Annotated in this window: 20 protein-coding genes and 1 tRNA gene; 11 read left to right on the top strand and 10 right to left on the bottom strand. The window is 72.0% G+C overall.

The features are described from left to right. Position 1: 1 nt before the first annotated feature. Complete coding sequence (locus tag QMO56_RS15270; RefSeq protein ID WP_283526985.1) at positions 2-967, top strand: TAXI family TRAP transporter solute-binding subunit; 966 nt, start codon at positions 2-4, stop codon at positions 965-967. Between the two features lie 48 nt (positions 968-1,015). Here QMO56_RS15270 and QMO56_RS15275 read toward each other — a convergent pair whose 3' ends face one another. Then, positions 1,016-1,768 (bottom strand): glucose 1-dehydrogenase, encoded by a 753-nt coding sequence (locus tag QMO56_RS15275; protein WP_283526986.1) that lies wholly within the window; start codon positions 1,766-1,768, stop codon positions 1,016-1,018. Between the two features lie 445 nt (positions 1,769-2,213). Between QMO56_RS15275 and rpmE the strand changes: the two genes are divergently transcribed. From rpmE to QMO56_RS15290, 3 genes are all read left to right on the top strand, one after another. Next, positions 2,214-2,444 carry a 50S ribosomal protein L31 gene (gene rpmE, locus QMO56_RS15280; protein WP_283526987.1) on the top strand — a complete coding sequence of 77 codons (231 nt, stop codon included), beginning with the start codon at positions 2,214-2,216 and terminating at the stop codon, positions 2,442-2,444. Positions 2,445-2,648: 204 nt separating this feature from the next. Beyond that, on the top strand, positions 2,649-3,122 hold the full coding sequence (locus tag QMO56_RS15285; RefSeq protein WP_283526988.1) for an Hsp20 family protein: 474 nt from the start codon (positions 2,649-2,651) through the stop codon (positions 3,120-3,122). Between the two features lie 345 nt (positions 3,123-3,467). Beyond that, a complete protein-coding gene (locus tag QMO56_RS15290) occupies positions 3,468-4,799 on the top strand; it encodes a DEAD/DEAH box helicase (protein ID WP_283526989.1) in 1,332 nt (443 codons plus the stop codon). 66 nt (positions 4,800-4,865) lie between these two features. Here QMO56_RS15290 and QMO56_RS15295 read toward each other — a convergent pair whose 3' ends face one another. Both QMO56_RS15295 and QMO56_RS15300 read right to left on the bottom strand, forming a co-directional pair. Beyond that, positions 4,866-6,080, bottom strand: a complete 1,215-nt coding sequence (locus QMO56_RS15295) for a Bcr/CflA family multidrug efflux MFS transporter (protein WP_283526990.1) — start codon at positions 6,078-6,080, stop codon at positions 4,866-4,868. 22 nt (positions 6,081-6,102) lie between these two features. Further along, on the bottom strand, positions 6,103-7,926 hold the full coding sequence (locus QMO56_RS15300; RefSeq protein WP_283526991.1) for an alpha/beta hydrolase: 1,824 nt from the start codon (positions 7,924-7,926) through the stop codon (positions 6,103-6,105). A 223-nt stretch (positions 7,927-8,149) separates the two neighbouring features. On the opposite strand from QMO56_RS15300, the gene QMO56_RS15305 reads away from it, so the two are divergent. The 7 genes from QMO56_RS15305 to QMO56_RS15335 all read left to right on the top strand — a co-directional run bounded on the left by QMO56_RS15305 (position 8,150) and on the right by QMO56_RS15335 (position 15,774). Next, positions 8,150-8,611, top strand: a complete 462-nt coding sequence (locus tag QMO56_RS15305; protein ID WP_283526992.1) for a hypothetical protein — start codon at positions 8,150-8,152, stop codon at positions 8,609-8,611. Between the two features lie 83 nt (positions 8,612-8,694). Continuing rightward, positions 8,695-9,945 carry an LL-diaminopimelate aminotransferase gene (locus QMO56_RS15310; protein WP_283526993.1) on the top strand — a complete coding sequence of 417 codons (1,251 nt, stop codon included), beginning with the start codon at positions 8,695-8,697 and terminating at the stop codon, positions 9,943-9,945. Continuing rightward, positions 9,942-11,234: a homoserine dehydrogenase gene (locus QMO56_RS15315; RefSeq protein ID WP_283526994.1), complete on the top strand. Its 1,293-nt coding sequence runs from the start codon at positions 9,942-9,944 to the stop codon at positions 11,232-11,234. Before QMO56_RS15310 ends, QMO56_RS15315 begins: the two co-directional genes overlap by 4 nt. Before the next feature lie 59 nt (positions 11,235-11,293). Then, positions 11,294-12,277 carry a class II fructose-bisphosphatase gene (glpX, locus tag QMO56_RS15320; RefSeq protein ID WP_283526996.1) on the top strand — a complete coding sequence of 328 codons (984 nt, stop codon included), beginning with the start codon at positions 11,294-11,296 and terminating at the stop codon, positions 12,275-12,277. Beyond that, positions 12,270-14,069: a single-stranded-DNA-specific exonuclease RecJ gene (gene recJ, locus QMO56_RS15325; RefSeq protein ID WP_283526998.1), complete on the top strand. Its 1,800-nt coding sequence runs from the start codon at positions 12,270-12,272 to the stop codon at positions 14,067-14,069. The genes glpX and recJ overlap by 8 nt, the downstream gene beginning before the upstream one ends. A 131-nt stretch (positions 14,070-14,200) precedes the next feature. Then, positions 14,201-14,276: transfer RNA gene (locus QMO56_RS15330), tRNA-Glu, on the top strand. A 379-nt stretch (positions 14,277-14,655) separates the two neighbouring features. Continuing rightward, positions 14,656-15,774 carry an ABC transporter substrate-binding protein gene (locus QMO56_RS15335; RefSeq protein ID WP_283527000.1) on the top strand — a complete coding sequence of 373 codons (1,119 nt, stop codon included), beginning with the start codon at positions 14,656-14,658 and terminating at the stop codon, positions 15,772-15,774. A gap of 76 nt (positions 15,775-15,850) precedes the next feature. On the opposite strand, the gene QMO56_RS15340 is transcribed toward QMO56_RS15335, so the two are convergent. The 7 genes from QMO56_RS15340 to QMO56_RS15370 are packed head-to-tail and all read right to left on the bottom strand — an operon-like array spanning position 15,851 to position 25,037. Continuing rightward, positions 15,851-16,660 (bottom strand): alpha/beta hydrolase, encoded by an 810-nt coding sequence (locus QMO56_RS15340; protein WP_283527001.1) that lies wholly within the window; start codon positions 16,658-16,660, stop codon positions 15,851-15,853. Beyond that, positions 16,653-17,414 (bottom strand): 2,3-dihydro-2,3-dihydroxybenzoate dehydrogenase, encoded by a 762-nt coding sequence (locus QMO56_RS15345; RefSeq protein WP_283527003.1) that lies wholly within the window; start codon positions 17,412-17,414, stop codon positions 16,653-16,655. Before QMO56_RS15345 ends, QMO56_RS15340 begins: the two co-directional genes overlap by 8 nt. Further along, a complete protein-coding gene (locus tag QMO56_RS15350; RefSeq protein WP_283527005.1) occupies positions 17,414-21,295 on the bottom strand; it encodes an amino acid adenylation domain-containing protein in 3,882 nt (1,293 codons plus the stop codon). Before QMO56_RS15350 ends, QMO56_RS15345 begins: the two co-directional genes overlap by 1 nt. 23 nt (positions 21,296-21,318) lie before the next feature. Further along, on the bottom strand, positions 21,319-21,555 hold the full coding sequence (locus QMO56_RS15355; RefSeq protein WP_283527007.1) for a phosphopantetheine-binding protein: 237 nt from the start codon (positions 21,553-21,555) through the stop codon (positions 21,319-21,321). Then, on the bottom strand, positions 21,555-22,199 hold the full coding sequence (locus QMO56_RS15360; RefSeq protein WP_283527009.1) for an isochorismatase family protein: 645 nt from the start codon (positions 22,197-22,199) through the stop codon (positions 21,555-21,557). Before QMO56_RS15360 ends, QMO56_RS15355 begins: the two co-directional genes overlap by 1 nt. Positions 22,200-22,239: 40 nt before the next feature. After that, a complete protein-coding gene (locus QMO56_RS15365; protein WP_283527010.1) occupies positions 22,240-23,862 on the bottom strand; it encodes a (2,3-dihydroxybenzoyl)adenylate synthase in 1,623 nt (540 codons plus the stop codon). Beyond that, a complete protein-coding gene (locus tag QMO56_RS15370) occupies positions 23,859-25,037 on the bottom strand; it encodes an isochorismate synthase MenF (RefSeq protein WP_283527012.1) in 1,179 nt (392 codons plus the stop codon). Before QMO56_RS15370 ends, QMO56_RS15365 begins: the two co-directional genes overlap by 4 nt. Positions 25,038-25,050: the final 13 nt, after the last annotated feature.

Raw genomic sequence — 25,050 nt, forward strand, 5'->3', positions numbered from 1 at the left:
GATGACGGAGCTTTCCATCGGCCGGCGCGCCGCCCTGCTGGCCGGCGCGGCCGGCCTGCTGGCCAGCCCGGCGGCCCTCGCGCAGGGCGCCCGCCGCAGCATGGCGGAGATGACACGGGATGCGAATGCCGGCACGGTGGGCGTGATCTCCGGCGGAGTGGACGGCACCTATATCCGCATCGCCGCCGACCTGGCCGCCGTGCTCGACGAGGGCGACCACCTGCGCGTGCTGCCGGTCGTCGGCAAGGGATCGCTGCAGAACATTTCCGACCTGCTCTACCTGCGCGGCATCGACCTCGCCATCGTGCAGTCCGATGTACTGGCGGCGGCGACGCGGGAGCGGCTCTATCCCGGCGTCGGCCAGCTCGTGCAGTACATCACCAAGCTCTATGACGAGGAGGTGCACATCCTTGCCCGGCGCGACATCGAACGCGTCGAGGATCTCGCCGGCCAGCCGGTGAATGTGGACCTGCGCGGCAGCGGCACCGCGATGACGGCCGCGCTCATCTTCAGTGCGCTCGGCGTGGAGATCCGGCCGGTCTACACGCCGCAGGACACGGCGCTGGAGCGGTTGCGGCGAGGGGATATCGCCGCGCTCGTCTACGTCGCCGGCAAGCCGGCCCGCCTGTTCTCCGGGGTGCGCGCGGAGGAGGATCTGCACCTGCTCTCGCTGCCGCTCGTCCCGGCTTTGCTGGAGACCTATCTGCCGGCCTCCATCCGGAACGCCGACTATCCCGCCCTGGTGCCGGAGGACGGGCCGGTGCAGACCGTGGCGGTGGGCGCCGTCCTGGCCGTCTATGCCTGGAAGCCGGGCACCGAGCGCTATGCCAAGGTGGTGCGCTTCCTGGAGCGCTTCCGCAGCAAGTTCCCCGAGCTGCTGCAGCCGCCGCGCCACCCGAAATGGCGCGAGGTCAACCTGACGGCGCAGGTGCCGGGCTGGACGCGCTTCGCCCCGGCCTCGGAATAACGCACGGCCCGGGAAGGGCACCCGCCGTCGCCGGCGGGCCGCCCTGGGTCAGGCGGTGCGGCCGCCATCCACCGGCAGCAGCACGCCGGTGATGAAGCTGGTCTGGTCCTCGGCCAGCCAGACGCAGGCATTGGCGATGTCGTGCGGCGTGGACATGCGGCCGAGCGGGATGGTGCCGACGAAGCGCGCGCGGTTCTCCGGCGTGTCCTCGGTGCCCATGAAGTCGGTCAGCAGGGCGGTGGCGCCCATCACCGGGCAGATGGCGTTGACCCGGATGTTCTCGGGCGCCAGCTCCAGCGCCATCGCCTGGGTGATGGTGTTCACCGCGCCCTTGGTGCCGTTGTACCAGACCAGGCCCGGCCGCGGCCGGAGACCGGCCGTGGAGGAGATGTTGATGATCGAGCCGCCGCGCCCCTGCTTGCGGAGCACCGGCAGCGCCGCCTGGGTCATCCAGTAGATGGACTTGACGTTGACGGCATAGACCTTGTCGAAGGTCGCCTCGTCCACGTTCAGGATCGGGCCGTTCCTGTGGGTGGTGCCGGCATTGTTCACCACGACGTCGAGGCCGCCGAAGGCGTCCTGCGCGGCCTGCACCATGGCCTCCACGTCCGGGCCCTTGGAGACGTCGCCGCTGACGGCGATGGCGCCGTTGCCGATGGCCTTCGCCACGCTCTCGGCGCCCGCCTTGTTCAGGTCGGCCACCACCACCCGGGCGCCCTCCTTCGCGAACCGCTCCGCGATGCCCTGGCCGAAGCCGGAGGCCGCGCCGGTGACGAGCGCGATCTTGCCCTGGAGTCGCATGGGTTTCCTTCCCGTTGCTGCATGATCCCGGCCGGCGGCTCCGGCCTGGGGCGCAAGGTCGTGGATCGGCGCGGCCGGGTCAATCGCCCCCCTCCGGCCGCGGGTCCGCGGCCGCGCCCGGCCGCCTGCGCGTCAGGCCGGGGGGCGCACGGTCGCCACACCGGGCATTCCGCGCCCTGAATCGTTCGCAAGCTCCGACTGCGCGCGGGCGCGCCCCGCCCGCCCCCGAGGGGGGGCGATGCCTCCGGCGGGCGGCGTGCTGCATGCGGCCGGCGAGCTGTCCCGCCAGTCCGGGCGCCTCGGCGCCGAGGCGAAGCCCTTCCTCTCCGGCGTCAAGGCCGCCTGAGGCAGGCATCAACGGTTGCGCCGCAAGGCCCTGGCGGCTAGAAGCGGCGCTTCCGTGCGGCCGGTCGGCATCGGCTGCTCCAGCAGAGAAAAGTGCGCCATGAAGCCCGATATCCACCCGGACTACCACGAGATCACCATCATCATGACGGATGGGACCACCTACAAGACCAAGTCCTGCATGGGCAAGGAAGGTGACACCCTCCGGCTGGACATCGATCCGAAGTCCCATCCGGCCTGGACCGGCCAGCAGCGCATCATCGACACCGGTGGCCAGATCGCCAAGTTCAACAAGAGGTTCGCCGGCATCGGCGCGCGCAAGAAGGCCTGAGAAGGCCGCGCGAGAACCGGACGCGAAGTGGCGCCGCCCCCCCTTGAACCGGGGGGCGGCGCTTTCCATTTCAGGGCCTGCCAGCGGTGCCCGGCTATCGGGGCCGCCGGTGTGGTCGGGTTGCGATGGGTCGCCCAGATGGGGGCCTGGAAGCGCCGGACCGCCGCACAACGGACCTTGCTTGCCCAAGGAGGCTCCTGGACCATGAACACGTTTGATCCGCTGTTCCGCTCCGCCATCGGCTTCGACCGCCTGACGCGGCTGATGGACACCGCCCGCTCCGCGGCGGAAGGCCCTGCCTACCCTCCCTACAACATCGAGAGGACCGCCGAGGACTCCTACGTCCTGACCATGGCCGTGGCCGGCTTCGCGCCGGAGGACCTCGAGATCATGATGCAGGACAACGTCCTGCTGGTCACCGGCAAGGCCAGCCAGCAGCCCGAGCAGGAGCGCCGCTTCCTGTATCGCGGCATCGCCGGCCGTGCCTTCGAGCGCCGCTTCGTCCTGGCCGACCATATCCAGGTCGAGGGTGCGGAGCTCTCCAACGGTCTGCTGCATGTCGCGCTGAAGCGGCAGGTGCCCGAGGCCCTCAAGCCTCGCCGCATCGCCATCGCCAATGCGCAGCCGCACCCGCAGCCGGTGCTGGAGGGCGAGAAGGACACGCCGCTCGCCGCCTGACGGCCCGAGCCCATGTCGATGCGCGGCCGGGGTGGCGACACCCCGGCCGTTTTTGTTCGCGCGGCCGCAGGGCGCCCGGGGCAGCAACGTGCGAACAGCATGTGTTCGCACTTGCGTCATGCGCGGCGGGCGCGCATATGAGCTTCGCCGGCACCCACAGGCTGCCGGCCGTGCCCTGGTTGCGTGAAGGCTCGCCCCGCTCGAAGCGGTGGCAAGCCCTGGCCAGGGCCCCGGGCGACAAGGCCCCGGCTTTCCTGTGTTTCGGTACGACCCATCCACGCGGGGCGTCCTGAGCCCCTCAACCGGTGCGGCCGCATGGCCGGCGCCGAACCTCGGATGTGTTCAATGACCGACTTCAACGCCCTTGGCCTGGCCGAGCCGCTGCTGCGCGCGCTCGCCGACGAAGGCTACACCACCCCGACCCCGATCCAGGCCCAGGCCATTCCGCTGGTGCTGCAGGGGCGGGACCTTCTGGGCATCGCCCAGACCGGCACCGGCAAGACCGCGGCCTTCGCGCTGCCGCTGCTGCACCACCTCGCCGCACGCCGGGCGCAGGCGCCGCGCGGCGGCTGCCGGGCGCTGATCCTCTCGCCCACGCGCGAGCTGGCCTCGCAGATCCACGACAGCATCCGCGCCTATGGCCGGCATATCGGCCTGACCTCCACCGTGATCTTCGGCGGTGTCGGCGCGCGGCCGCAGATCCAGGCGCTGGCGCGCGGCGTGGACATCCTGGTGGCCACGCCGGGCCGGCTGCTCGATCACATCCAGGCCGGCGCCGCCCGCCTGCAGACGGTCGAGGTGCTGGTGCTGGACGAGGCCGACCAGATGCTGGACCGTGGCTTCTGGCCCGCCATCCGCAAGCTGACGGGGATGATGTCGAAGAACCGGCAGACGCTGTTCTTCAGCGCCACCATGCCCACCGAGATCGCCAAGATCGCCAACGAGCTGCTGCAGGACCCCGCGAAGGTCTCGGTCACGCCGGTGGCTTCCACTGCCGAGCGCGTCGAGCAGCGGCTGATCCATATCGACGCCAGCCGCAAGCGCGTGCTCCTCGCCGAGATGCTGCGCGACCCGGCGATCGGCCGTGCGCTGGTCTTCGCGCGGACGAAGCATGGCGCCGACCGGGTGGCCAAGCATCTGGTGGCCGAGGGCATCAACGCCCATGCGATCCACGGCGACCGCTCGCAGGGGCAGCGCGAGCGGGCGCTGGCGGAGTTCCGCAACGGCCGCGCGCCGATCCTGGTGGCAACCGACATCGCCTCCCGCGGCATCGATGTGGATGGCGTGACGCATGTCTTCCAGTTCGACCTGCCGGACACGCCGGAGGCCTATGTCCACCGCATCGGCCGCACGGCCCGCGCCGGAGCGAGCGGCGAGGCGGTCGCCTTCTGCGCGCCGGACGAGCTGGCGAAGCTGAAGGCGGTCGAGAAGCTGATCGCCATGCGGATCCCCGCCGAGGACCGCCGCAGCGAGGCCGCCCGTGCCGAAGCCGCGGCCGGGGCGCCGAAGCCCGCGCCACGCGGCCGTGGCGCGCGCCCGCAAGGTGCTGCGGGCCGGCCACAGGGGCAGGGGCGCCCGCAGGGCGCCGGCCGGGGCAGCATGCCGCCGCGCGGCGGCATGCCCGAGCGGAAGGATCGCGGCTGGCGCAACGCCGACTTCCGCGACAGCGGGCGCTGAGGATCTGAGAGGGGGCCGGGGGATGCAAGTCTCCCGGCCCTTTTTCACTTCGGGAGGCCTGGCCGCTCAGGCTGCCTTCCGGTGCAGCAGACCCTGCTGCACCACCAGACTCGCCAGGCCGCAGACCGCGATGGGCAGGGCCATCGGCACGCCGCTGGCGGCATGCCAGCTCGCCACGGCGGTGGCGGCGATGGCGGCCAGCACGAATTGCAGCACGCCGATCAGCGCCGAGGCGGCGCCCGCCCGGTCGCCGAAGGGCATCATGGCGATGGCGACGCTGTTCGGCATGATGAAGCCGACGCAGGCCAGGAACAGGAAGAGCGGCGGCAGCAGGGCCCAGAAGCCGCCCCCGATGGCGGCGAGCACCAGAAGGGCGAGGCCGGCGAGCGACTGCACCCAGGCCGCCGCGCCCATCACCCGCGCCGTGCTCAGCCGGCGCACCAGCCTGGCATTGACCTGCGCCGCCAGGATCAGGCCCATGGCGTTCGCGCCGAAGATCCAGCCGAAATGCTCCGCCGGCACCCCGAGCAGCTCGATGAAGACGAAGGGGCTGCCGGTGATATAGGCGAACATGCCGGCAATGCTGAGGCTGCCGGTCAGTGCCGGCCAGATGAAGCGCCGGTCCGTGGCCAGGGCGAGGTAACCGCGCAGCACGGAGGTGAAGCGCAGCGGGCGGTCGGGCTGGGGTGGGTGGGTTTCCGGCAGGCGCAGCAGGGCCAGGCCAAGCGCCAGCGTGCCGAAGCCCGCCAGCACCCAGAAGATGGCGCGCCAACCGAAGCCCTGCAGCAGCGCTCCGCCCAGCAGCGGCGCCAGCATCGGCGCCACGCCGGAGACCAGCATCAGCGTCGAGAGCAGACTGGCGCCCTCCTGGGGCGGGAAGCGGTCGCGCACCACCGCGCGGGCGATCACCATGCCGGCGCTGGCGCCGAGGCCTTGAAGGAAGCGCAGCAGGATCAGCCACTCGACGGTGCCGGTGACCGCGCAGCCGAAGCTGGCGGCCACGAAGAGCAGCAGGCCGGCGAACAGCGGCGGGCGGCGGCCGAAGCGGTCGGAAAGCGGCCCATGCGCCGCCTGGCCGAGCGCGAAAGCGAGAAAGAAGGCGGCCAGCGTGCCCTGCACGGCGGCAGGGCTGGTCGCCAGCGTCTGCTGGATGGCAGGCAGGGCGGGGAGATACATGTCGGTCGCCAGCGGCGCGAAGGCGGTGAGCGAGCCGAGGATCAGGATCAGTTCCAGCCGCCCTCGCGAGCGGCTGGCCTGAACAGGCGCAATGGAGTCGGTCATGGCGCCATTGTGCGCCGCGTCATCAGTCGCTCGCCATCACCTTCACATAGCTGCCGGGCGCATCCTCGATGGCGGGCAGCGCGCCGCTCCCCGGCTCGCGCGCCGGCACCTGCGTCCGGTCGAGGCCGCTGACCCAGCGGTGCCAGTCCGGCCACCAGGAACCGGCCATCTCGGTGGCGCCGGCGAACCAGGTCTCCGGCTCGGCCGGCACCTCCTCCGAGACCCAGTGGCTGTACTTGCCGGATTCCGGCGGGTTCGCCACGCCCGCGATATGCCCCGAGGCCGCCAGCACGAAGCGTACGGGTCCCTGGAAGAGCTGCGTCGTGCGATAGGTGCTCTTCCACGGCGCGATATGGTCCTCGCGCGTCGAGAGGATATAGGCCGGCACCTTGATCTTGCGCACATCCAGCGGCACGCCGGCGAGGGTGATGGCGCCGGGCTTCACCAGGTCATTCTGCTGGTACATGCGGCGCAGGTAGAAGCTGTGCATGGCCGCCGGCATGCGGGTGCTGTCGTCGTTCCAGTAGAGCAGGTCGAAGGGGAAGGGCTCCTGCCCCAGCAGGTAGTTCTGCACCACGAAGGACCAGATCAGGTCGTTGGCGCGGAGCATGTTGAAGGTGGTGGCCATCTCGTGGCCTTCGAGGTAGCCGCGCTTCTGCATCCGCTCCTCGAGCGACTGCAGCTGCTCCTCGTCGATGAAGACCGACAGCTCGCCGGCCTCGGCGAAATCCACCATGGTGGTGAAGAAGGTGGCGGACTTGACGCGCGCATCGCGCTTCGCCGCCATATGCGCCAGGGTGCAGGCGAGCAGCGTGCCGCCGAGGCAGTAGCCGATGACGTTCACCCCCTTCTCGCCGGTCGCCTTCTGGATGGCGTCCAGCGCGGCGTAGGGACCTTCGAGCATGTAGTCCTCGAAGCTCTTCTGCGCGAGCGTCTCGTCCGGGTTCACCCAGGAGATGACGAAGACCGTGTGGCCCTGCGCGACCGCCCAGCGGATGAAGCTGTTCTTCGGCCTGAGGTCGAGGATGTAGAACTTGTTGATCCAGGGCGGGATGATCAGCAGCGGCCGCTTCAGCACCGTCCCGGTGGCGGGCGCGTACTGGATGAGCTGCATCAGCTCGTTCTGGTAGACCACCTTGCCCGGCGTGACGGCGATGTTCTCGCCGATGCGGAACTTCGTCTCGTCGGTCATGCGGATGCGCAGCTTGCCCTTGCCGCGCTCCAGATCGGAGAGCAGGTTCTGCAAGCCGCGCAGCAGGTTCTCGCCGCCGCTCTCGGCCGTCTTGCGCAGCACCTCGGGGTTGGTCATGAGGAAGTTCGAGGGGCTCATGGCGTCCACGAACTGCCGCGTGTAGAAATCGACCTTCTGCGCCGTCTTGGGGTCGAGGTCCTCGGCGGCGCGGGCGACATTGGTGAAGTAGCGCGCCGAGAGCAGGTAGGACTGCTTGATGAAGTCGAACACCTCGTTCTCGCGCCAGGCCTCGTGCTTGAAGCGGCGGTCCTTCGGGTCCTCGGCGATGACGGGCCTCACCTCCTCGTCGCCCCACATCCGGCGGGCGGTGTTCTGCCAGAGCGTCAGGTAGTCCTGCCAGAAGCCGAGCTGCGCCTCCACCAGCCGCGCCGGGTTGGCCATCAGCCGCGCCGCCATGTCCATGAAGGCGCTGCCGATCTGCATCGGGTCGGCGCCAACGGTGCCGCCATCGGGGCCGGTCTGGGCCTGCCGCTTCAGGAAGTCCGCCACGATGCGCTGCCCGCGCTCGGCCACGTCGGCCATGGTGCGGGACACCAGGTTCGGATCGGGCAGGCGGAATGCGCCGGCATCCGGGGGGGTGTCTTCCGTGGTCATGCGTCCCTCCGCGCCTGCGGCGCCTTCTTGTTGCCCCCGAGCTGCGCCTCCCGATCCGCGACGGCGACCTTCCGCCCGGCCTGGCTTTCGGGCTAATGCCCTGGGCGGGGCGAGAAGAGGACGGACCATGGAACAGCGCGCCGGTCGAGGCATTCGACAAGGTAAAGGCCGGATCTGGGGGCTTCAAGCCGAGGCGGCGCGTTGCGGCCTTGCCTGCGGCGCATTGTTCCTGCTCGCTGGCTGTGTCGGCGCGGCCGAGGCGCCGGCCCGCTTCCTCGACCGGGCCTTCGGCACGCCGCTGGACGGGCGCCCGCCGCCGCCCGGCTCCGGCGAACCCTACCCCAACCTTGCCTCGGTGCCGCCGGCGCCGCCGCGTGGCGCCCCCTCGGAACGGGAGGCACTGACCCGTAGCCTGGCCGCTGCCCGGGCTGCCTCGCGGGAGCCGGTCACGCCCGGCGGAGCGCTGCCGCCGCCCCCGGCCGGCGCCGAAAGTGCCGGGCAGGTGCCGCTGCGGCCGCCCGCGGCCCCGCATCTGGCCGCTGCGCCGCGGCTGCGCCCGGAGGCGCCGATGGCCGCTCCGCCCGGCGAGGCGCCCGGTGCCGCGCCGGAGCTGCCGGCCGATCCCGGTGCCCCGCCCGCGCCTCCGCCCGCCGAATTCCTGGCGCCGCCGCCGCCGCGGCTGTAAGTCCTGCCCCGGCCGCCGTTCCGATTCCGCCAGCGGCCGATCTGCTCTATCCTTTCCGCGCCAGTTTTCACGGACCTCTCGCCATGACCGAGGAATTCCACCGCATCCGCCGCCTGCCGCCCTATGTCTTCGCCGAGGTGAACCAGGCGAAGGCGAAGGCCCGCGCCGCGGCCGAGGACATCGTGGATCTCGGCATGGGCAACCCCGACAGCCCGACGCCGCCGCATATCGTGGCGAAGCTGATCGAGGCGGTGCAGAACCCGGACACCCACGGCTACTCGGCCAGCAAGGGCATTCCCGGCCTGCGCCGGGCGCTCGCCGGCTACTATGCTCGTCGCTTCGAGGTGAAGCTGGACCCGGAGACGGAAATCGTCGCCACCCTCGGCTCCAAGGAAGGGCTGGCCAACCTGGCCGCCGCCATCACCTCGCCGGGCGACACCATCCTGGTGCCCAATCCGAGCTATCCGATCCACCAGTTCGGCTTCATCATCGCCGGCGCCTCGGTGCGCTCGGTGCCGCACGCGCCGGACGAGGAGATGCTGCGCGCCCTGGAGCGCGCGGTGCGCCATTCCGTGCCGAAGCCGACGGCGCTGATCGTCAACTACCCCTCCAACCCGACCGGGCTGATGGCGGATCTCGACTTCTACCGCGAGATCGTCGCCTTCGCCCGCCGGCACGAGATCTACGTCCTCTCCGACCTCGCCTATGCCGAGCTGTACTACGGCGACAAGGTGCCCCCCTCGATCCTGCAGGTGCCGGGGGCGAAGGAGGTGGCGGTCGAGTTCACCTCCATGTCCAAGACCTACAACATGGCGGGCTGGCGGATGGGCTTCGCCGCCGGCAACCCGAAGCTGATCGCCGCGCTGACGCGGGTGAAGTCCTATCTCGACTACGGCGCCTTCACGCCGATCCAGGTGGCCTCCGCCGCCGCGCTGAACGGGCCGCAGGACTGCATCGAGGCGATGCGCAAGCTCTATCGCGAGCGGCGGGACGTGCTGGTGAAGGGGCTGAAGCAGGCCGGCTGGGACGTGCCGGTGCCGGATGCCGGCATGTTCGTCTGGGCGCCCATCCCGCCGCGCTTCCGCGATCTCGGCAGCGTCGAGTTCAGCAAGCTGCTGCTCGCCCGCGCGAAGGTGGCGGTGGCGCCGGGCATCGGCTTCGGCGAGCATGGCGACGGCCATGTGCGCATCGCCATGGTGGAGAACACCCAGCGCATCCGGCAGGCCCTGCGCGGCATCCGCAGCTTCCTCGCCACCGATAATGGTGGTCCCATTGGGGGCGGCCCGGCCAGCGAGCCGGCGCCGCAGGCTTCCGCTGAACTGGTGAAAGAATGACCCGTCCGCTTTCCGTCGCGGTCGCCGGCCTGGGTACGGTCGGCGCCGGCGTGCTGACCCTGCTGCGCGACAATGCCGAGCTGATCGCCGCCCGTGCCGGGCGGCCCATCGTCGTCACCGCCGTCGCCGCGCGCGACCGCAACCGGGATCGCGGTGTCTCGCTGGAGGGGCTGCGCTGGTACGAGGACCCGGTGGCCATGGCCGCCGAGGCCCGCGCCGACGTGGTGGTGGAGCTGATCGGCGGCAGCGGCGGCCCGGCGCGCGGCACGGTGGAGGCGGCGCTGGCCGCCGGCCGCCCGGTGGTGACGGCGAACAAGGCGCTGCTCGCCCTACATGGCGCCGCGCTGGCGCAGCAGGCCGAGGCGGCGGGCGTGACGCTGGCCTTCGAGGCGGCGGTGGCCGGCGGCATCCCCGCCATCAAGGCGCTGCGCGAGGGGCTGGCGGCCAACCGCATCGGCCGCGTGACCGGCATCCTGAACGGCACCTGCAACTACATCCTGACCTGCATGCGCGACCAGAAGCGCGAGTTCGGCGACGTGCTCGCCGAGGCGCAGCGCCTGGGCTATGCGGAGGCCGATCCTTCCTTCGACATCGACGGCGTGGACGCGGCGCACAAGCTGGCCATCCTCGCCGCGCTGGCCTTCGGCCGTCCGGTCGAGTTCGAGGCGGTGCATGTGGAGGGCATCCGCAACATCACCGCGCTCGACATCGCGCTCGCCGAGGAGCTGGGCTACCGCATCAAGCTGCTCGGCATCGCGCAGCAGGAGGAGGCCGGCGTCGCCGCGCGGGTGCATCCCTGCATGGTGCCGGCCAGCCATCCCATCGCCCGCGTGGACGGCGTGTTCAACGCCGTGGTGGCGGAGGGCGACTTCGTCGGCCGCGTGGTGCTGGAAGGGCGCGGGGCAGGGGCGGGGCCGACCGCCAGCGCCGTGGTGGCCGACCTGATCGACATCGCCCGCGAGCGCCACACGCCGGTCTGGGGCGCGGCGCATTCCGCGCTCTCCGCCGTGCCGGCCCTGCCGATGGCGAGCCATCATGGCGCCTATTACCTGCGCCTGATGGTGCTCGACCGCCCCGGCGTCATCGCCGACGTCACCGGCGTGCTGCGCGACCACGGCATCAGCCTGGAATCCATGATCCAGCGCGGCCGCGCGCCGGGGGAGGCGGTGCCGGTGGTGCTGACCACGCATGGCTGCCAGGAGGCGGCGATGCGCGACGCGCTGACGCGGATCGCGGCGCTGGAGGCGGTGCTCGAACCGCCCGCCCTGATCCGCATCGAATCCCTCTGACGAGCGTTAGCGGGACGGTTTTCACCGCCTCCCGCATCCGGGAAGAACAGGAGCCTCTCATGCGTCGCGACACCACACCCGTTGATCGGAACCTCGCCCTCGAACTGGTGCGCGTCACCGAGGCGGCGGCGCTGGCCGCCAGCAGCTGGATCGGCCGCGGCGACAAGAACGCCGCCGATGGCGCGGCGGTGGACGCCATGCGCAAGGCCTTCGACACGATCGACATCAGCGGCACCGTCGTCATCGGCGAGGGCGAGATGGACGAGGCGCCGATGCTCTACATCGGCGAGAAGATCGGCGCCGGCGGCGCCGAGGTGGACATCGCCGTCGATCCGCTGGAGGGCACCAACATCTGCGCCACCGGCGGGCCGAACTCGATCGCGACGCTCGCCGTGGCGGAGAAGGGCGGCTTCCTGCACGCGCCCGACATCTACATGAACAAGATCGCCGTCGGCCCGAACCTGCCGGTGGGCGTGGTCGACATCGACGCCACCCCGGGCGAGAACCTGCGCGAGCTGGCCAAGGCCAAGAAGGTGGAGATCAACGACCTCGTCGTCTGCATCCTCGGCCGCGACCGCCACAAGGACATTATCAAGGCCTGCCGCGAGGCCGGCGCGCGCATCATGCTGATCCCGGATGGCGATGTCGCCGGCGTCATCGCCGTCTCGCAGCCGAGCACGGGCGTGGACCTCTATCTCGGCTCCGGCGGTGCGCCCGAGGGCGTGCTGGCGGCGGCGGCGCTGCGCTGCATCGGCGGCCAGATGCAGGGTCGCCTGATGTACGAGGATGACACGCAGATCGCCCGCGCCAGGGAGATGGGCCTCAGCGATCCGTACAAGAAGCTCAGCGTCACGGACATGGCGAAGGGCGACGTCATGTTCGCCGCGACCGGCGTGACGGGCGGCCCGATGCTGCACGGCGTGCGCCGCAGCGGCACCACCGCTTACACCCACTCGATCATCATGCGCAGCAAGACCGGCACCGTGCGCTACATCGAGGGCCACCACAACTTCGCGCTGAAGCCGAGCGCCTTCATTGCCTGAGGCGCTGGCAGCGGCACTTCCGGAGCAGGCGGCGCCGGTTCTCGGCGTCGCCTGCTCGGCGCTGGGCCGCCGCTGGACCTGGCGCCAGGCGGATGCGCGGGCCGGACTGGCCATTGCGCAGCGCCTGGCGCTGCCGGAACTGCTCGGCCATCTGCTCTCGGCGCGCGGGGTCGCGCCAGAGCAGGCCCAGCTCTTCCTGGAGCCCACGCTGCGCGCCCTGCTGCCCGATCCCTGCGTGCTGATCGACATGGATCGCGCCGCGGAGCGGCTGGCGCAGGCCGTGCGCGACCGGGAGCAGGTGGCGGTCTTCGGCGACTACGACGTGGACGGCGCCTGTGCCGGCGCGCTCATGACGCGCTTCCTGCGCGACCTGGGCTGCCATGTTCGCGCCTATGTGCCGGATCGCCTGAAGGAGGGCTATGGCCCGAACGCTACCGCCATTGCCGCGCTTTGCGCCGAGGGAGCGGGGCTGGTCGTCTGCGTGGACTGCGGCATCGCGGCGCATGAGGCGCTGAAAGCCGCGGAAGGGCGCGCCGAGGTGGTGGTGCTGGACCACCACAAGGCCGAGGGGCCGGTGCCGGTCGTGGCCGCGGCGGTGAACCCGAACCGGCTCGACTGCACCTCCGGCCTGCGGAATCTCTGCGCGGCCGCGGTCAGCTTCATGGCCGCCGTGGCGACGCTGCGGGTGCTGCGCCGATCCGGATTCTTCAGCGACCGGCCCGAGCCGAACCTGCTGGATTTCCTGGACCTGGTGGCGCTGGCCACGGTCTGCGACGTCATGCCGCTGACCGGGTTGAACCGTGCCTTCGTTGCCCAGGGCCTGAAGGTGATGGCGCGCGGCGGGCGCGTGGGCATCGCCGCCCTGCTGGAGGTGGTGCAGGCGCGCGATGCACCCTCCGCCTATACCCTCGGCTTCCTGCTCGGGCCGCGCATCAACGCCTCGGGCCGCATCGGCGAGCCGGACCTCGGGCTGCGGCTGCTGACCTGCGACGACCCGATCGAAGCGCGGGCCATCGCCGAGCGCCTGGACGTGGTGAACCGCCGCCGCCAGGAGGTGGAGAGCGCCGTGCTCGCGGAGGCCTTCGCCCAGGCGCAGGCGCAGTCCGAGGCGGGGCATCCGGTGCTGCTGGTCTGCGGCGACGGCTGGCACCCCGGCGTGGTCGGCATCGTCGCCGGCCGGGTGAAGGAGCGGTTCAACCGCCCTGTCTGCGTGGCCGGCGTTGACGGGGGGCTGGCGAAAGGCTCCGGGCGCTCGGTGCCGGGCGTGGATCTCGGGGCGGCGATCATCGCGGCGCGCCAGTCCGGCCTGCTGGAGACCGGAGGAGGGCATGCGATGGCCGCCGGCTTCTCCTTCCGCCTGGAAAATCGCGAGGCCTGCCACGCCTTCCTGAACGAGCGTCTGGCCCATGCCGCTGCCCTGCCGGCCAGCGCCGAGCTGGTGCTGGACGGAACCCTGCTCGTGCCAGCCGCCAGCGCGGATCTGGCCACCCAGATCGCGCGCCTCGGCCCTTTCGGGCCGGGCAACGAGGAGCCTGCCTTCGCCTTTCCCCGCGTGCGGATCGTCCGTGCCGACCGCGTCGGCAAGGAGGGCAACACGGTGCGTGCCTTCATCGAGGGGGAAGGGGGAGGGCGGCTGAAGGCCATCTGCTTCCGCGCCAAGGAAGGGCCGCTGGCCGACGTGCTGCTCGGCAGCGGCGGCGCGCCCGTGCATCTGGCAGGCACCCTGCGCGCGGAGAGCTGGAACGGCACCGTGACGCCAGGCCTGCACCTGCAGGACGCCGCGCGCGCGTGAGCCTGAAAGACTGCGGCCCTGCGGTTGGGGGACTAGACGGCCCCCGGCGCGTAAGGTAGTAAGCCGCCGCCCGCCGGGAGCCACTCCTCTCCTCCCGCAAAGGCAGGCAAGTCGAGTTCGAATTGGCGTTGGTCCCCATCGTCTAGAGGCCTAGGACACCAGCCTTTCACGTTGGTAACACGGGTTCGAATCCCGTTGGGGACGCCACCCTCTCGAAAATTCCCTCCATGAACAGTGCTCTGCGACGGGAAGGGTCAAACCGCCGCTGCAGGCGTGATCACTGCTGTTCATGAAGCGCGCTGCTGATTTGCGGAATTGCAGCCGCTGCGAACCGCTCCTGGCTCACGGCGCGGGTGTATCGCGCGATCTGCCTTGGGGCCGGTCGTGACGGTGATCGGGTGGGCTCTGCAGCGTGCTGTACCGCCAGCCCTCGCCCGTGCCGACTTATGCTGTTGCGCAGGTCAGCGGCGCGGATCTACGACATTGCGTCTCATTCTCATCAATGGCACATGCGGAAGGCGATGTTCTGCCGGAGGCCCCGCATGACCCGCCTGCCGTTCCTGCGCCCGCCCCCGGGAGAGGGGGCATGAAGCGTCGCACCCTGCTCGGCGCCCTTCCGCTTGCCATGCTGCTTCGCGCGGGGAGGCAGGCCGAGGCGCAGGCGCCCATCCAGGCCAGGGACATCCTGGGCCGCAAGCTGGAACTGCCCCGCCCGGCCCAGCGGATCGTCCTGACCCAGGCGCGGCATGTGCTGGCCATGGCCCTGCTGCACCCCGATCCGGTCTCGCTCATCGTCGGTTGGGGCGATGACCTGCGGCGCATGAATCCACCCGACTACGCCATGGTTCGCGCCCGCTTCCCGCAGGCCGATGCCATCCCGGTCATCAGCCGCGGCCAGGCCGACGGGCTGTCGCTCGAGGCCATCATCGCCACGCGGCCGGACCTGGTGGTGTTCAGCCTGGGATCGCTGCGCGCGCTGGGCGAAGCCATGCCCGACCGGCTCGCCGCCCTGGGCATCTCCTCCCTGGTCATCGACTTCTTCAGCGATCCCATGACCACCACCCGGCCGAGCATGCGCCTGCTCGGCCAGGTGCTCGGCCGGCCGGAGCGCGCCGCCGCCTTCGAGGCCTTCTACACGGCCCATCTGCAGGCGATCGCGACCCGGCTCGAAGGGCGGGAGCAGGCGCGGCCGAGGGTCTTCGTCCATGCCCATGCCGGCGGCACGCCCTGCTGCTCCTCCCCGGGCAAGGGGGCCTTCGATTCGATGGTCACCTTCGCCGGCGGCCACAATATCGGCGCCGATCTGTTGCCCGGCCCGGTGGGCAACGTCTCGCTGGAGTACGTGATCGGCGAGAACCCGCAGATCTATGTGGCGACCGGCGGGCCCTATGGCGGGCGCGGCGGCATTCCGCTCGGCCCCGGCGTGGCGCCGGAGGACGCCGCGCGGGAGCTCGCCGCCGTCATCCGCCGCAACCGGCTGGACGTGCTGCCGGCCGTCCAGCAGGGCCGCGCCCATGCCATCTGGCACGGCTTCAACGACACGCCTGCCCATCTCGTGATACTGGAGGTGCTGGCCCGCTGGTTCCATCCCGACCGCTGCGCCGACCTGGACCCCGCCGCCACCATGGCCGCCCTGAATACGCAGTTCCTGGCGATCCCGATGCAGGGTGCCCATTGGGTGGATCTGCCGGCCGGCGCGCTGTGATCCCGGGCGGCAACGGCTCCTCCCGCGGCCGCGCACCAGAGATGGACGGCTCCCCTCCAGAGCCTCCTGGCCGCACCTATTCCCCGAGCACGAAGCGAAGCCCGCGGCTGATCCCGAGCGGCACGACGGAGGCGTGGTTCTCCTCCGGAAAGCACCAGAACCGGCTTTCGACGCCGAAGGCCGCGAAATGCGCCGCCATGCCCCGCGCCTTGTCCACCATCGCGCGGCGGCCCCGGCGCTCGGCCGTGCTCTCGGCCAGGGGGCCGGCGCGTTCGTGCGGCGAAAGGGTCTGCTCCCACTCCCCGACGCTGACCGCCAGCCGCCGTCCCGCCACGGGCGAGCCGCCGCGCAGCCGCGCCTCGTCCCACCAGACGGAAGGGCTGACGGCGACGTAGTCGCTGAAGGCCTCCGCATCATGGGCCAGCACGTCGAGCGTGAAGAAGCCCGCCAGCGAATGGCCGATCAGCACCTGCCGCGCCGGGTTCATGGCGCAGCGGCCGGCGATGAAGGGCCGCACCTGGTGCAGCAGGGCGTGCAGGAAGGCGTCGCGGCCGCCGGTGGGCCGGGGGGTGCCTTCCACCGAGGGGCCGGCGGTGAAGTCGCGCGTGCGGCGCTGCTGGTCGTGCCGGGCGTCGCCGGGATAGGCGATGCCGGCCACCACGGCCTGTCCGATGCCGGTCGCCGTGCGGCGCTGCGCGCCGTTGCGCAGGACATCCAGCACCGTCGTGAAATATGCGTTGCCCTCCAGCACCGTCAGCACCGGAAAGCCGCCGGGCGGCGGCTCCCCCGGCGGGATGGCGAGGAAGAGGCGGTACTCGCCGCCGGGCGTCCGCAGCGCGTGGCATTCCGTGCCCGGCAGGGTGACGGGGGGCGGAGTGTCAGCCACGCAGCGTCGCGCCGCCATCGACGTAGAGATCGGCCATGGTGATGTGCCCCGCGCGGTCGGAAAGCAGGAAGAGGACGGCCTCCGCGACATCTTCCGGCGTCGCCAGCTTCCGCAGCGGAATGCCGGCCTTGTAGGTGGCGAGCGAGCCCTCGATCACCCGGGCCGCGCCGTGCGCGTCGGCCCACATCCCGGTCTGCATGGGCGTCATCGTGGAGCCCGGGGCGACGATGTTGCAGCGGATGCCGTGCGGCGCCAGCTCCAGCCCCAGGCAGCGGGTGAACATGGTGGCCGCCGCCTTCGAGGCCGCATAGGCCGCCATGGCATGGCGCGGGACGCCCGCCGCGTTGGAACTGACCACCACGATGGCGCCCCGCCCGCGCGGCCGCATGACGCGTGCCAGCGCCCGGCCGAGATGAAAGACGCCATCCGCGTTGACGCCGAAGACACGGCGCCAGGTGGCGTCGCTGGTCTCCGCCACCGGATCGGTCGAGAGGATGCCGGCCAGCGAGACGCCGAAGTCGATCGGCCCTTCCTCCGCCTCGATCCGCGCCACCAGCGCATCCATGGCGGCGCTGTCGGCGACGTCGAGCCGCTCGGCGCGCAGGCCGGGCAGGGCGGGGATGGCGGCGGTGTCGAGGTCGGTCGCGACGATGCGCGCGCCCTCCTCGTGCAGCGCCCGCAGCATGGCCAGGCCGATGCCGCCCGCCGCCCCCGTCACCAGGGCCAGTTTTCCGTTCAGTCCTGTCGGGCGCATCAGGCTTGGCCTTCCGAATCGCGGGCGAGAAGATGGGCCGAGAGCGCCGGGGCGATCCGGCCGGTGGCTGCCGGCCCGACCATCCCGGCGTGCAGCGCGGGGATGTCCACCACCTCCACCGCCGCCGCATAGGGCTGCCACAGCCCGGGGTGAAGGCCCCGCCCGGCATGGTCGAGCGCCGCCCGGAAATGCAGGATGGCCCCGTCATGGCGCGCGTGCTCATGCGCCCGCACCAGGCGGTTGTTGCCCTGCACCACCCGCACCACGCCGTTCAGCACCGGCGGCGGCAGCCGGCCCAGCGGGCTGTCGCTCCTGCGCAGGAAGGCGGCCACGGCCTCGCGCTCCAGCGGCACCGGCTCCGGCAGGCGGTCAGGGTCGAAGCCGCCGATCGCGAGCAGGGCGCGCAGCGGCGCGCTGGCCTCGGGCTCCGGCTCGGCACGCCAGACATCGGTGGGATAGGAATCCAGCATGGCCAGCACGCCGACGCGCCGGCCCAGGGCGCGCAGCCGCACTGCCATGGCCTGGGCGATGATGCCGCCCACCGACCAGCCGCCGAGATGGAGCGTGTCATGCGGCGTGACGGCGAGGATGCGGTCCACGTAATCGGCCGCCAGCGCCTCCAGGCTGTCCGGCGGCGGCGCGCCTTCCTGCAGCGCGGGCGCCTGCAGGCCATAGACCGTCCGGCGCGGGGTGAGCGCGCGGGCCAGCGGGCCATAGCACCAGGCGATGCCGCCCGCCGGATGCACCATGAACAGCGGCGGCAGGGCGGCGTCGCCCTGGCAGAGCCGCACCAGCGGGCCGAGGCCGTGATCCGCCTCGTTCTCCTGCTCCATCACCGTGGCGAGGCGCGCGACGGTCGGGTGCTCGAACAGGGCGCCGAGGCCCGGGTCCCAGCCCCAGACCTCGCGCACGCGCAGCATCAGTTCCACCGCGAGCAGGGAGTGGCCGCCGAGCGCGAAGAAGTCGTCCTCCGCGCCGATCCGCTCCAGGCCCAGCGCCTCGGCGAAGAGGCCGGCCATGCGCTGCTCGGCCTCCGTCCGGGGCGGGCGCCCGCTGGGGCCGGCATGGTCGGGCGCCGGCAGGGCGGCCCGGTCCAGCTTGCCGCTGCTGTTCACCGGCAGCGCATCCAGCGCCACGAAGGCGGCGGGCACCATGTAGTCCGGCACGCGGGCCGCGACATGCGTGCGCAGCGCCTCCGCGTCATAGTCTTCCGCCGGCACCAGATAGGCCACCAGCCGCTTGTCGCCCGGGCGGTCCTCCCGCGCGACGACGCGGCCCTGGCGGACCATCGGCGAGCTGGCCAGCGCCGCCTCGATCTCGCCGGGCTCGATGCGCAGGCCGCGGATCTTCACCTGATGGTCCGAGCGGCCGAGAAAGACGATGGCGCCATCCTCCCTGACCTGGGCGAGGTCGCCGGTGCGGTAGATGCGCTCGCCCGGCCGGAAGGGGCTGGGCAGGAAGGCGCGGGCGGTCAGGTCCGGGCGGCCGAGATACTCCCGCGCCAACTGCACCCCGCCGATGAACAGATGCCCGGCCACCCCGGGCGGCACCGGGCGCATGGCCTCGTCCAGCACGTAGAGCCGCGTGTTCCAGACGGGAAAGCCGATCGGCACGGGGCGCGAGGTGTCGTCGGGCGAGGCGGGCCAGAAGCTCACATCCACCGCCGCCTCGGTCGGGCCGTAGAGGTTGTGCAGCTCGGCCCGGCAGGTGGCGTGGAAGCGGTCACGCAGCTCTGCCGTCAGCTCCTCGCCGCTGCAGAAGACGCGGGCGAGGCGGAGCCCCTGGGCGGACGGCTCCGCCAGGAAGGCCGCCAGCATGGAGGGCACGAAATGCGCCGTGCTGATGCGCTGGCGGCGCAGGAGGGAGGCCAGCGCCACCGGGTCCCGGTGCGCGCCGGGCGGCGCCAGCACCAGCGTGGCGCCGGTGATCAGCGGCAGGAAGAGTTCCCAGACCGAGACGTCGAAGGTGATGGGCGTCTTCTGCAGGATGCGGTCGGCGGCGGTGAAGCCGTAGTGCTGGCGCATCCATTCCAGCCGGTTGAGGATGGCGCGGTGCTCGACCACCACGCCCTTCGGCTCCCCGGTCGAGCCGGAGGTGTAGAGCACATAGGCGGCATCGCCGGGGGCCGGGCCGCCCTCCGGCGCCGAACCCTCGGCGGGCCAGCCGGCGGGCGGCAACAGCGGCACCTCCCCGGGCAGGGCAGCCTCCGCCAGCAGCGCCACAGGCCGCGCATTGGCCAGGATGCGGGCGAGGCGTCCGGGCGGCTGGCCCGGGTCCAGCGGCAGATAGGCCGCGCCGCTGCGCAGCACGGCCAGCAGCCCCACCATCAGTTCAAGCGACCGCTCCAGTGCGACCGCGACGATCCGGCCCGGTCCCGCACCCCGCGCGCGCAGGGCGGCGGCCAGCGCGGCGCTGCGCGCCTCCAGCTCCGCATAGCTCATCTCCGCCGCGCCGAAGACCAGGGCCGTGGCGGAGGGCACGTCCCGCGCGCGTTGCGTGAACAGCGCCGGCAGGGTGGTGTCGGGCACGGGGTGCCCGGTGGCGTTCAGCCCATGCAGCAGCCATTCCGCCTCCTGCGGGGCGGCGGTGGGCACCTCCGCCAGGCGGGGCGCCTCCAGCGCCGCGGCGATGAAATGCGCCAGCCGCGTGGCATGGGCGCGCGTGGCCAGCCCGGAATAGAGGTTGGGGTTGGCCTCCACCTCCAGCCGCAGTCCGGCGCCCGAGGGGCTGGCGCGGAAGTTGAAGGTGATGTCGTCCACCGGGCCGGTGCCCAGCACATGCTGCCGGACCAGCAGGCCCGGGAAAGCGGGAAGGCTGTCGAAGGGCAGCAGGTTCACCAGCGGCCCGAAGAGCCGCCGCCCCGCCGCCAGCCGCCCCAGGTCGCGCCGCAGCTGCTCGCCGCGATAGCGCCCATGGCGGCGCGCCTGCGCGAGGGGGCGGGCCAGTTCTCGCAGCATGTCGGCCAGGGGGAGGTCCTCATCCGGGCGCAGGCGCACCGGCAGCACGTTCATCAGCGTGCAGGGCACGCGGGCGGCAGGGCTGCCGAGCCGGCCCATGAAGGCGACGCCGACCACCGCCTCCGCCCCGCCGGCATGCCGGCGCACATAGGCCCCGGCGAGGGCCGCCAGCGCATCCGGCCAGGGCTGGCCCAGGCGGGCGAGGGCGGCGGCCACGCTGTCCGGCAGCGCGACCATGCAGCGATGCGCCCGATGCGCCGTGACCGCCACGCCCGGCGCCATGCCTGCCACGTCCGGGCTGCCGGCGAGGGCCTCGCGCCAGTAGGCGGCATCCGCCGCGCGGCGAGGGCCGCTCCGGTAGGCCGCATCCTCGGCGAGCGCCAGGCTGAAGGGCGGCAGCGGCTGCCCAGGATGCTCCTGGCCGGGTTTCCCCTGGCCGATCCGGGCCGCATAGAGACCGGCCACGCGCCGCAGCGCCAGGTCGGTGCCGAAGGCATCCAGCGCCAGGTGATGCGCCCGCTGGTACCAGAAGTGCCGCTCCGGCCCGAGCCGGTACAGGACTTCCCGCGCCAGCCGGTGCCGCGCCGGATCGACGGGGGTGGCCATGTCCCGTGCCATCGCGGCCCGTGCGGCACCTTCCGGATCGGCCTCGGCCGAGAGGTCCGCCATCTCAAGCCAGGGGCGGCGTGCCTCCTCGACCGACTGCACCGGGCCTTGCCGGCCGGGTTCGATCCGCAGCGCCAGCGCGTCGGTCTCGGCCACCATGCCGTCCACCGCCGCGCGGAACGCCTCGGCATCCAGCGGCCCCTGCAGGTCGAGGTAATGGCCGGTGCTGAAGATGGGGTTCGCCGGGTCGAGCGCCTGCGCGTACCAGAGGCCGGACTGCGCCTCGGTCAGCGGCTGCGGCGCGGGTGCGGCCGTCATGGCAGGCTGGCCCGACATGCGGCTCAGCGGGCCTGCCGCTGCTGGCGGTCCACGATCGCCCACCAGGCGTCCAGCGTCAGCCGCTCGGCGAATTCGCCGAAGTCGAGCTGCAGCCCGGCCTCGCTCCAGCGCACCAGCAAATTCATGGCGCGGAGGGAGTCGAGGCCGAGGTCGATCAGGTCGTCCTCGCCGCCGATCTCCTCCGGATCGGTGTGGATGATGGCGGCGATGTCGGCGCGCAGGCGCTCGCGGGTCAGCATCACAGGGCAGCCAGGAGCTGATCGGTCGTCATCGGCACGGCGCAGGTGCCGGCGACATAGCCGATCGCCATGCGGTGCTTCTCCTCCGAGAAATCGGCGGTGGCATCGGCAACGAAGAAAGGCTCGATGTCGCGCATGAAGGCCTCGGCGGCCGTCAGCGTGCAGCCGATATGCGCGTAGATGCCGCTCACCACGAGCTGGTCCCGGCCGCGGACGCGCATCAGCGTCTCCAGGTTGCTGCGCTGGAAGGCGCTGTAGCGATGCTTCGTCAGGACGAAGTCGCCGGCTGCCGGCTGGAGCTCCGGCAGAATGGGCTGGTGCTCCGGCGCGTCCGACATGCCCGGACCCCAGAGGTCGGCCTGCAATCCGCGGTCGCGCCGGTCCTGGTTGCCCTTCTGCGCAGTGTAGAACACGGGAATCTCATGCGCCCGCGCATGCGCGATCAGCCGCGCGATATTCGCCACCACCGGCGCCAGCGGCGCCGCATCCCGCACGAAGGGGCGGACGAAGTAGTGCTGCATGTCGTGCACCAGCAGCGCCACGCGACGACGCTCCGGCCGCCAGGGCGCGCGTGGCGCCGGCAGGTCCTCGGCGCGCGGCAGGGGATAGCTCGGGATGGTGGGGAGGCCTTTGGTGGCAGTCACGCAGTTTGTCCTTTGGGAGCGCAGGCGCCGGAGTCTTGCTTCAAGCCTGCTTTTCGAGGAAGGCGGCGCGCAGCCGCGCCCGCAGCTCCTTCCGGCTGACCTTGCCGGCCGCCGTGGTGGCGAAGGCCTCGGTGAAGACGATCTGGTCGGGCACCTTGAATTCGGCGATGCCGCGCTGGCGCATCCAGGCCTTCAGCGCCGCCGGTTTCGGCTTCTCGCCGTTCGGGATGATGAAGGCGCAGCTCCGCTCGCCCAGGTATTCGTCGGGGATGGAGACGATGGCGGCGTCGAAGACCTGCGGATGCGCCAGCAGATGGTCCTCGACCTCCTCGGCCGAGATCTTCTCGCCGGCGCGGTTGATGTGGTCACCCGCGCGGCCCTGCACCTCCAGATAGCCGCCCGGCAGGCGCCGCACGATGTCGCCGGTGCGGTAGAAACCGTCATCCGTGAAGGAACGGGCATTGGCGGCGTCGTCGTTGTGATAGCGGCGGATGGTATAGGGGCCACGGGTCAGCAGATAGCCCGGCTGGCCCTCCGGCACCGGGTTGCCGAGATCGTCCACCACCAGCACTTCGTCGTCCCCGCTGATCGGGCGGCCCTGGGTGTGGGTGATGATCTCCTCCGGGTCGTCCAGGCGGGTGTAGTTCACCAGCCCCTCGGCCATGCCGAAGACCTGCTGCAGCGTGCAGCCCAGCACCGGCCGCACGCGCCTCGCGGCCTCCGGGGTGAACTTGGCGCCGCCGACCAGCAGCACCTCCAGGCTGGAGAGGTCATGCCGCGTCTTCGGCGCCGCCTGCAGCCAGAGCAGCGCCAGCGGCGGCACCAGGCCGGTGATCGTCACCCGCTCGCGCTCGATCAGCGGGAAGGCAACATCCGGGCTGGGCGAAGGGCTGAGCACCACCGTCGCGCCCGCATGGAGCGCGCCGATATGCCCGGGCGAGGACATCGGGAAGTTGTGCGCCGCCGGCAGCGCGACGAGGAAGACGCTGCGCTCCGTGACGTTGCAGATCGCGTTGCTGGCCCAGCAACTGTAGAGATAGTCGTCATGCGTGCGCGGGATCAGCTTCGAAAGTCCCGTGCTGCCGCCTGAGATCTGCAGGAAGGCGACGTCCGAGGAAGAAACCTCGGGCGGCAGCGTGATGGCCGGATCGCGCTCCGCCGGCAGCGCCTGGAACTCGGCAGGATCGCCGGCGGCGACGAAAACGTGCCGCACCGCCGGCACCTCGGTCTGCAAGGCGCGCGCCAGCTCGCGGTAGTCGAAGTTGTCGCCGCGCTCGGCGATGACATAGCCCGCCGCCTCGGCGCGCCGGGCGAAATGCGCGATCTCGGTGATGCGGTGCGCCGGCAGCGCATAGACCGGGATCATCCCGGCGCGGAACAGGCCGAAGACGCTGGAGAAGAACTCGGCGACGTTGCCGAGCTGCACCACCACCCGGTCGCCCGGCCGCAGCCCCGCGCGCAGATAGCCGGCCGCGGCGGCCTCGGCCCGCTCCCAGAGCGTGGCATAGGTCCACCGCCGCGCGCCATCGACGATGGCCACGGCATCCGGCCGCTGCTCCGCCCGCTGGCGCAGGAAGCCAGCGAAGGTCTCGCCGCGCCAGTAGCCCTTCTCGCGATAGCGGCGGGCGAAGTCCTCGGGCCAGCGCTGCTGCAGGGGGATCACGGGCGCCGCTCCTCCGTCTCGATGCCGAGGGCGCGCAGGAAGGCGCCGAATTTCGCGGCCGTCTCGGCCGTCTCCGCCGCCGGATCGCTGCCGGGCACGATGCCGGCGCCGGCGTAGAGGCGTGCCTTGTTCCCGGCGATCTCGGCGCAACGGATGGAAACATGCCATTCGCCGTCGCCATGCGCATCGCACCAGCCGACCGCACCGGCATAGAAGCCGCGGTCGTAAGGCTCCAGACGGCCGATCAGCCGCGCGGAAGCGGCGCGCGGCACGCCGCAGACGGCGGGCGTCGGGTGCAATGCCGCCGCCAGCTCGGCGGAGGAGACGCCGGGGTCCTTCAGCTCGCCCAGGATGCGCGTGCCGAGATGCCACATGGTGGCGGTGGTAGTGAGCCGGATGCCCTCCGGCGCCGAAAGGGAACGGCAGTAGGGCGCCAGGGTGTCCAGGACGAATTCGGCGACCAGCGCATGCTCGCGCCGGTCCTTCTCGGAGCGTTCCAGGGCGGCGGCGGCGGCGCGGTCGGCTGCGGCCTCGGCCTGGCGCCGGGCGGAACCGGCCAGCGGATGCGACAGGATGGCGCGGCCGGTCTTGGCGATCAGCAGCTCGGGCGTCGCGCCGGCCAGGAAGCGGGGCGCCGCCGCTCCGGCGACGCGCGCCTCGGGCAGGGGCACCAGGAAGGCCGTCACCTTGGGGTCGCCCGCCAGACGGTGCAGCAGGGCCGGCAGGTCGATCGCGCGATCCGCCTCGGCCAGCAGGCTGCGCGACAGCACGACCTTCCGCAGATCGCCCGCCTGCATCGCCTCGAGCGCCTGGGCCACGGCGCGGGCGAAGGCTTCCGGCGCCGGATCGGGGCGCAGGGTCCAGCGCGCTTGCGGCATGGCGGGGGCGAGTACCGGGAGGCCGGGGGCCATGTGCCGCGCCTGGACCAGATGGTCCTCCGTCGCGCGGTCGAAGGGCAGGGCACCGGCCAGGATCGCGCCCGGTTCCGCGTCGCGGAAGAAGGCCGCCACGCGGCCGGCCAGCGTTGCCGCGGGCCCTGCCGGCAGGACGCGCGCCAGGCCATGCCCGACGATTGTCGCCCGGCCGGACAGGAAGGCGAAGAGCGGCGGCCCGGCCGGTGCCGCCGTGGCGTCCAGCCGCGTCATTTCCGCCATGGCCATGGCTCCTTCGTTCATCGCGCGCCTCTTC

It is taken from the genome of Roseomonas sp. E05, assembly GCF_030063475.1.
Lineage (GTDB): Bacteria > Pseudomonadota > Alphaproteobacteria > Acetobacterales > Acetobacteraceae > Pseudoroseomonas.